General features: G+C 65.4%; 7 protein-coding genes. 4 read left to right on the top strand and 3 right to left on the bottom strand.

Annotated features, from left to right (window positions below):
* On the bottom strand, window positions 1–1,223 hold a 1,223-nt coding region (gene waaA, locus HP547_RS25950), incomplete at its 3' end, for a lipid IV(A) 3-deoxy-D-manno-octulosonic acid transferase (protein WP_172288262.1).
* An 11-nt stretch (window positions 1,224–1,234) separates the two neighbouring features.
* On the bottom strand, window positions 1,235–2,125 hold the full coding sequence (locus tag HP547_RS25945) for a LysR family transcriptional regulator (protein ID WP_172220862.1): 891 nt from the start codon (window positions 2,123–2,125) through the stop codon (window positions 1,235–1,237).
* Between the two features lie 87 nt (window positions 2,126–2,212).
* Between HP547_RS25945 and HP547_RS25940 the strand changes: the two genes are divergently transcribed.
* The 4 genes from HP547_RS25940 to HP547_RS25925 all read left to right on the top strand — a co-directional run bounded on the left by HP547_RS25940 (window position 2,213) and on the right by HP547_RS25925 (window position 5,713).
* On the top strand, window positions 2,213–2,545 hold the full coding sequence (locus HP547_RS25940; protein WP_172220859.1) for a multidrug efflux SMR transporter: 333 nt from the start codon (window positions 2,213–2,215) through the stop codon (window positions 2,543–2,545).
* 162 nt (window positions 2,546–2,707) lie between these two features.
* Window positions 2,708–3,883 carry an FAD-binding oxidoreductase gene (locus tag HP547_RS25935; protein ID WP_172288260.1) on the top strand — a complete coding sequence of 392 codons (1,176 nt, stop codon included), beginning with the start codon at window positions 2,708–2,710 and terminating at the stop codon, window positions 3,881–3,883.
* On the top strand, window positions 3,880–4,692 hold the full coding sequence (locus HP547_RS25930) for an aldo/keto reductase (protein WP_172220854.1): 813 nt from the start codon (window positions 3,880–3,882) through the stop codon (window positions 4,690–4,692). Before HP547_RS25935 ends, HP547_RS25930 begins: the two co-directional genes overlap by 4 nt.
* Before the next feature lie 52 nt (window positions 4,693–4,744).
* Window positions 4,745–5,713 (top strand): metal ABC transporter ATPase, encoded by a 969-nt coding sequence (locus HP547_RS25925; protein WP_172220851.1) that lies wholly within the window; start codon window positions 4,745–4,747, stop codon window positions 5,711–5,713.
* A gap of 64 nt (window positions 5,714–5,777) precedes the next feature.
* On the opposite strand, the gene rfaE2 is transcribed toward HP547_RS25925, so the two are convergent.
* Window positions 5,778–6,643: D-glycero-beta-D-manno-heptose 1-phosphate adenylyltransferase (gene rfaE2, locus HP547_RS25920; RefSeq protein ID WP_172288258.1), on the bottom strand; the 866-nt coding region annotated here is incomplete at its 5' end.

The following is a 6,643-nucleotide window of genomic DNA, read 5'->3' as shown; positions in this document are numbered from 1 at the left end:
TGGTTGGCACGCATCACCGCCCTGCCCGCCTCGCCCATGCGCTGAGCATCCTGTGGCAACTCCACCAGGCGGCGCACAGCCCCGGCCAACCCGTCAGCATCGTCCACCTGCTGCAACGCCCCCGCCTCGCGCAGCATTGCGCTGATCTCGAGGAAGTTGAAAACGTGCGGGCCCATGATCACGGGCAAGGCCAATGCCGCAGGCTCCAAGGGATTATGGCCACCGGTGGCGACCAGGCTGCCACCGACGAAGGCGATGTCCGCCAGTGCGTAGAGGAACAGCAACTCGCCCATGGTGTCGCCCAGCAGCACCTGGGTCTGGGCATCTACAGGGGTACCGGCAGAGCGGCGTACCGTGGCGAACTGCTGGCTGCACAACGCATGCACCGCAGGGAACCGCTCAGGGTGGCGCGGGACCAGCACCAGCAGCGCATCCCCGTGCAGCTGCAGCAACTGGCGATGGGCCTGCAGGATCAACGCGTCTTCACCCTCGTGGGTACTGGCCGCGATCCACACCGGGCGCTGCAAGGCGCCCCACTGCTCGCGCAAGTGGCGAGCGCGCGGCAGCAGTTGTTCGTCTACCTTCAAGTCGAACTTGATCGATCCTGTCACCTGCACGCTTTCCGGGCGAGCACCCAGGTCGCGGAAGCGCTGCGCTTCGGTTTCGGTCTGTACCGCAATCAGGCTCATCTCGGCGAGCATCGGCCGGGTCAGGTTGGCGAAACGGGCATAACCACGTGCCGAGCGCTCGGACAGCCGAGCATTGGCCAAGGCCACCGGGATGCCGCGCCGGGCGCATTGATGAATGTGGTTGGGCCATAGTTCGGTTTCCATGATGATGCCCAGCTTCGGCTGCACATGATCAAGGAAACGCCCCGCCGCCCAAGGCAGGTCGTAGGGCAGGTAGCAGTGCTGAACGCGCGGTTCATCGGCAAACATGCTGCGAATGCGCTCGGAACCCGTTGGGGTCATGCAGGTAAGCGTGATCGGCAGCTCCGGGTAGGCCTTGAGCAAGGCACGCACCATCGGCGCGGCAGCAATACTCTCGCCAACCGACACTGCGTGCACCCATATACCGCCCTGGCGCATGGCCGGCAGCTGCAGAGCAAAGCGTTCGCCAATCCGTTTGCCATAGGCTGGAGCCTTGCGCGCGCGCAGGAACAGGCGCAGCGCAACCAGCGGCAGGCCCAGGTGAAACAGCAAGGTATAAAGTGTTCTGTTCATGGCAGCGGAGTTTACCCGATCGCGCGCAGGTGCACTGCAAAGCGCTCGGCCAGCCACTGCGCGGCCGGGCCCAGCGGTTCATCACGGCGCCAGGCCAGCTCTGCCACCAGTGCCGGCGGGCGCCATTCGCTGTCCAGCTCGACCATGTGCGCCTGATAGGTCGGGTACTGCACCACGTGCCGTGGCAGCCAGGCCCAGCCCAGCCCGCGCATCAGCAGTTCGGCCATGGCGTAGAAGCTGTCTGCACGCCACACCTGCGGGCTGATCGCCTCACCGCCCGGGTAGCCGCTTTGTTGCGGTGTAATCAGCAACTGACGGTGGCGGGCCAGCTGCTGGCGGGTGACCCGGGGTTCGCCGGCAAGCGGGTGGCCGGCCGCACACACCGTGACCATTTCCACGCTGCCCAGGGCACGTCGCTCCAACGAAGCAGGGATGCTTTCGTGGTGAAAGAACAGGCCCAGATCAGCGCGCCGCTCCACCAGCTTGCGCGCCACATCGCCTTGGGCGCCGCTGGCCAGTTGCACTTCCAGGAATGGGTAATGGCTGGCCAGCTCGTCGAGGCTGTCGATGACTGGCTGGTAGGGCATGGCTTCGTCCTGGGCCACTCGCAGCAAGGCCTCCTGCCCGCGCATCAATGCCAGGGCGCGCCCGTCCAGACGTTCGCACTGTCGCAACAGTTCGCGGGCATCCTCCAGCAGCGCGCTGCCGTTATCGGTCAGCTTCGGTTGCCGACCACTGCTGCGATCGAACAGGGTTACCCCAAGGTCGGTTTCGAGCAGGGCGATGGCATTGCTGATGGCCGACTGGGCCTTGCGCTGCTCACGGGCCACGGCCGAAAACGAGCGCAATTCGGCGACGCGCATAAAGGTACGCAGTTGTTCGAGATTCCACTGCTCGGCCATCGACCTATCTCCCGTATAGATAGGTAATGACTTTACCGCATCCGGCCAACCTCTAGAATGCCCGACCAGTTACCGGAGGATCCTGCCATGAATGCCTACACCTACCTCGCCATCGCCATCTGCGCCGAAGTCATCGCCACTGCCTCGATGAAGGCGGTCAAAGGGTTCAGCACGCCGTTGCCGCTGCTGCTGATGGTGGTGGGCTATGGCATTGCGTTCTGGATGCTTACCCTGGTGGTGCGCAGCATACCGGTGGGGATTGCCTATGCCATCTGGTCGGGGCTGGGTATCGTGCTGATCAGCGTGGCGGCGCTGGTGGTGTACGGGCAGAAGCTGGATGTGCCAGCGATGCTGGGGATGGCCATGATCGTGGGTGGCGTGGTGGTGATCCAGCTGTTTTCGAAGACGGCTGGGCATTGAGGTTTTCCATGAGGGCCCCATCGCCGGCAAGCCAAGCTCCCACAGGAAAAGCATTGACCTGGCGGCCTGCGCGAACCCTGTGGGAGCTGGCTTGCCGGCGGTAGGGCCCTCTTGGGGATACCCTGTATACTTGCCAGCTGTCCCAGTCTTCGAGGTACCGCCATGCCATCCGCCATTTCCACTGACGTACTGATCGTCGGCGCCGGGGTCGCAGGCCTCTGGCTCAATGCCCGGCTGCGTCGCCAGGGCTACTCGACAGTGCTGGTGGAGCGCGCCAGCCTTGGCGGCGAACAGACCATCAAGTCCCAGGGCATCATCCATGGCGGCACGAAGTACGCCCTGCACGGCGCCCTTACCGGTGCATCGGAAGCCATCGCCGACATGCCGCGGCGCTGGCGCGAAGCGTTGAGCGGCAGCGGCGAGCTGGACCTGAGCAGCACCCGCCTGCTGTCCGATGCCCACTACCTGTGGTCGCCGGGCACCCTGGCCGGCAACCTCACCAGCTTTTTCGCCAGCAAGGCCGTGCGTGGCCGGGTCGACCAGGTAAAAGGTGAGCAACTGCCGCCGGCGCTGCAAGACCGTGCGTTCAAGGGCAAGGTCTATCGCCTGGCGGAACTGGTGATCGACGTCCCCACCCTGCTGGCCAACCTGGCCGAGCTGGCGGGTGACAGCCTGCTGGCCGGTGAGCACGTCGAACCCCTGCGCGAAGGCGACGAGCTGGTCGGCCTGCGGGTAGATGGCCGCGACATCCGCGCCCAGCGCATCGTGCTAAGCGCCGGCGCCGGCACCGAAACGCTGCTGCATGCCCTGGGCGTGAACCAGCCAGCCATGCAGACCCGCCCGCTGCATATGGTGATGGCCAAGGGCACCAACCTCAAACCGCTGTACGCCCACTGCCTGGGCGGCGGGCCCAAGCCACGGGTGACGATTACCACCCACCCGGCCGCCGATGGCCAGTGGGTCTGGTACCTGGGCGGCGACCTGGCCGAAGCCGAGGGTGTTGCCCGTGAGCCGGCCGCGCAAATTGCTGCAGCCCAGAAAGAAATCGCCAGCCTGTTGCCATGGGTCGACCAGAGCCAGATGCGCTGGGCCACCCTGCGAGTCGACCGTGCCGAACCGGCACAATCGGGCCTGGTACGCCCGGACAACGCCTTCCTCGCCGAGCAGCAACGCCTGCTTGTCGGCTGGCCAACCAAGCTCGCGCTGGCCCCGGACTTCAGCGACCGGGTCATCAGCCATTTGCAGCGCGACGGCATTCGCCCGCAGGCACAGGCCGATTTGGCCGGCCTGCCACGCCCACCGCTGGGCGTGCCGGCCTGGGAGCAATTGCTGCCATGAGCCTGCCAACCCTGCACAACCTCCTTCGCCCCCTGGGCAGCACTGGCCTCAAGGTTTCGCCGCTGGGACTGGGCACGGTCAAGCTCGGTCGCGACCAAGGCGTGAAGTACCCCACCGGCTTCACCATTCCCGACGATGACGAAGCACGCATGCTGCTGGCCCAGGCGCGCGAGCTGGGCATCAACCTGATCGACACGGCGCCGGCCTATGGCCGCAGCGAAGAACGCCTGGGCCCGCTGCTGCGCGGCCAGCGCGACGAATGGGTGATCGTGAGCAAGGTCGGTGAAGAATTCGACGCTGGCCAGTCGCACTTCGACTTCAGCGCTGCCCATACTCGCCGCTCGGTGGAGCGCAGCCTGCGCCGCCTGGAGACCGACCGCATAGAACTGGTGTTGGTGCATTCCGACGGCAATGACCTGGCGATCCTCGAGCACGAGGAGGTGTACCAGACCCTGGCTGCACTCAAGCAGGAAGGCAAGATCCTCGGCTTTGGCCTGTCCGGCAAGACCGTCGCCGGCGGCCTGAAGGCGCTGCAGCAGGGCGACTGCGCCATGGTCACCTACAACCTCAACGAGCAGGCAGAGCGCCCGGTGCTGGACTACGCTGCCGAGCACGGCAAGGCCATCCTGGTGAAAAAAGCCTTGGCCAGCGGGCATGTCTGTCTCGCCCCGGGCGTCGACCCGGTGCAAGCCAGCTTCGAACTGCTGTTCGCCCACTCGGGCGTCAGCAGTGCTATCGTCGGCACCATCAACCCGTTGCACCTGGCCCACAACGTGGCCACCGTCGCCCGTATCCTGGGCCGGCATTGAGTTACCCCTGGCTCAAGGGCCTGGAGACTGACCCGAGGCAAGGAGGAGCATCGTGGCGCGAACGCTGATCCGCAAGAACCCGAGCAACTTCAAGACACTGCCCCTGCATGTAGAAGCCACGCCCGAGGGCCTGATCTACCAGAGCATCGGCATGCCGCTGAACTTTGCCCAGACCCAGCAGCGGCGCAAAGCCATCCAGCTGCCGGACGCGCAACGGTTCGTGGTTGAACTGGCCAACCTGGGTGTGTCGGTGCGCCTCACCCTGCAGTGGCAGAACCGCGACTATTGGGTACTGGTACGTCAACGTCGGCAAGACCGCGGCGACGTGGTTCTGAAACTGATATCGGGTTATGTGCCAGCGCAGGAGCTCAACCTGCCGCTGCATACGGCCGTGCAGGAAGTAGCCGAGGAGTGCCTGCTGGAAACCCCCGAGGGCTGGCTGGGTGGGCGCTTCAACGACACCTGGCTACCGGTACCCTACGCTGCCGCCCTGCATTACCGGGAAAACCCGCACTTCGTGCTGGCCCCGCAGTCCGGCGCCGCCCGGCCGGTACACTGCGGCAGGTTGATGCTACTGGAGCGGCCGCGGGCTTATGTGCACCTGCCCACCGCTTCGTTGCAGCTGATCTATGACATGCGCCTGCAGGTACCGCGGGAAGCCAAGAAGCTCAGCCTGTTCCACGTCGATGAACGGCTCGAGGGCAACCAGCTTGTAGCGCGGCTCAACCGCAAACGGCCGGACCTGTATCTGATGCCCCTCAAAGACGGCCAGCCACTGGCAGAGCTGTATACGCTGAAGAAAGACGAGCTGGTGCCGGCGAGCACTCGTGGGCTGTACCTGGCCGAAAGTTTTGCGCGGCAGGACGGTTGGGTGGTGACGGACGAGCGGGTGCGCTGGAAGGATTGGGTGAAGCAGCAGGGGCTGGTGGAAAGCACGCGGGCGCGGGCGTCGCACTTGCAGCGCTTTGGTGACAAGGCCCGGGCACTGCTGGAGCGGGCACGTACTTCACTGCATAAATAACTGGGACCGCTATGCCGCCCTTCGCGGGCATGCCCGCGAAGGGCGGCATAGCAGCCCAAAAGCATCAGTTTTTGCGAATCTTCTCGACAATGGCAGTAGTCGAGCTGTTCTCGACCAGCCCCAGCACCTTCACGGTGCCGCCATAGCCCTTGACGATATCGGCACCCACCACCTGGTCGATGCCATAGTCGCCCCCCTTGACCAGCACATCCGGCTTGACCTGGCTCAGCAGGTTCTCCGGCGTGGCCTCAGGGAAGCTGATCACCCAGTCCACCGCGCCCAGGCCGGCCAGCACAGCCATGCGCCGGTCGACACTGTTGATCGGTCGGCCGGGTCCCTTCAGGCGGCTGACCGAGGCGTCGTCGTTGACCGCGACGATCAGGCGATCACCCTGGGCCCGCGCCTGCTCCAGGTAGGTGACATGCCCAGCGTGGAGGATGTCGAAACAACCGTTGGTGAAGACGATCTTCTCTTTGTGTGCGCGCGCATCATCGATGGCCAGCAGCAGCTGCTCCAGGCCCAGCACACCCCGCTCGGAGCCTTCTTCACGCTGGATGGCCCGGCGCAGTTCAGGGGCGCTGATGGCCGCCGTACCCAGCTTGCCGACCACGATACCCGCCGCCAGGTTGGCCAGGGCCACCGCATGGGGCAGGTCCTCGCCAGCGGCGATAGCTGCTGCAAGGGTGGAGATGACGGTATCACCGGCACCGGTGACATCGAATACTTCCCGCGCCCGCGCCGGCAGGTGCAGGGCCGGCTGGCCCGTGCGCAGCAGGGTCATGCCGTGCTCGCCGCGGGTTACCAGCACGGCACCCAGGTCCAGGTCCAGCAACAGCTGCAGGCCCTTGGCAACCAGCTCGGCTTCATCGGCGCAACGGCCGACGATGGTCTCGAACTCGCTGAGGTTCGGCGTGATCAGGCTGGCGCCAC

Source organism: Pseudomonas sp. CM27 (assembly GCF_013179515.1).
In the GTDB taxonomy this organism is placed as follows: Bacteria; Pseudomonadota; Gammaproteobacteria; order Pseudomonadales; family Pseudomonadaceae; genus Aquipseudomonas.
Note: the sequence above shows the minus strand (reverse complement) of the source record. Positions and strands in the feature narration are given on the sequence as shown.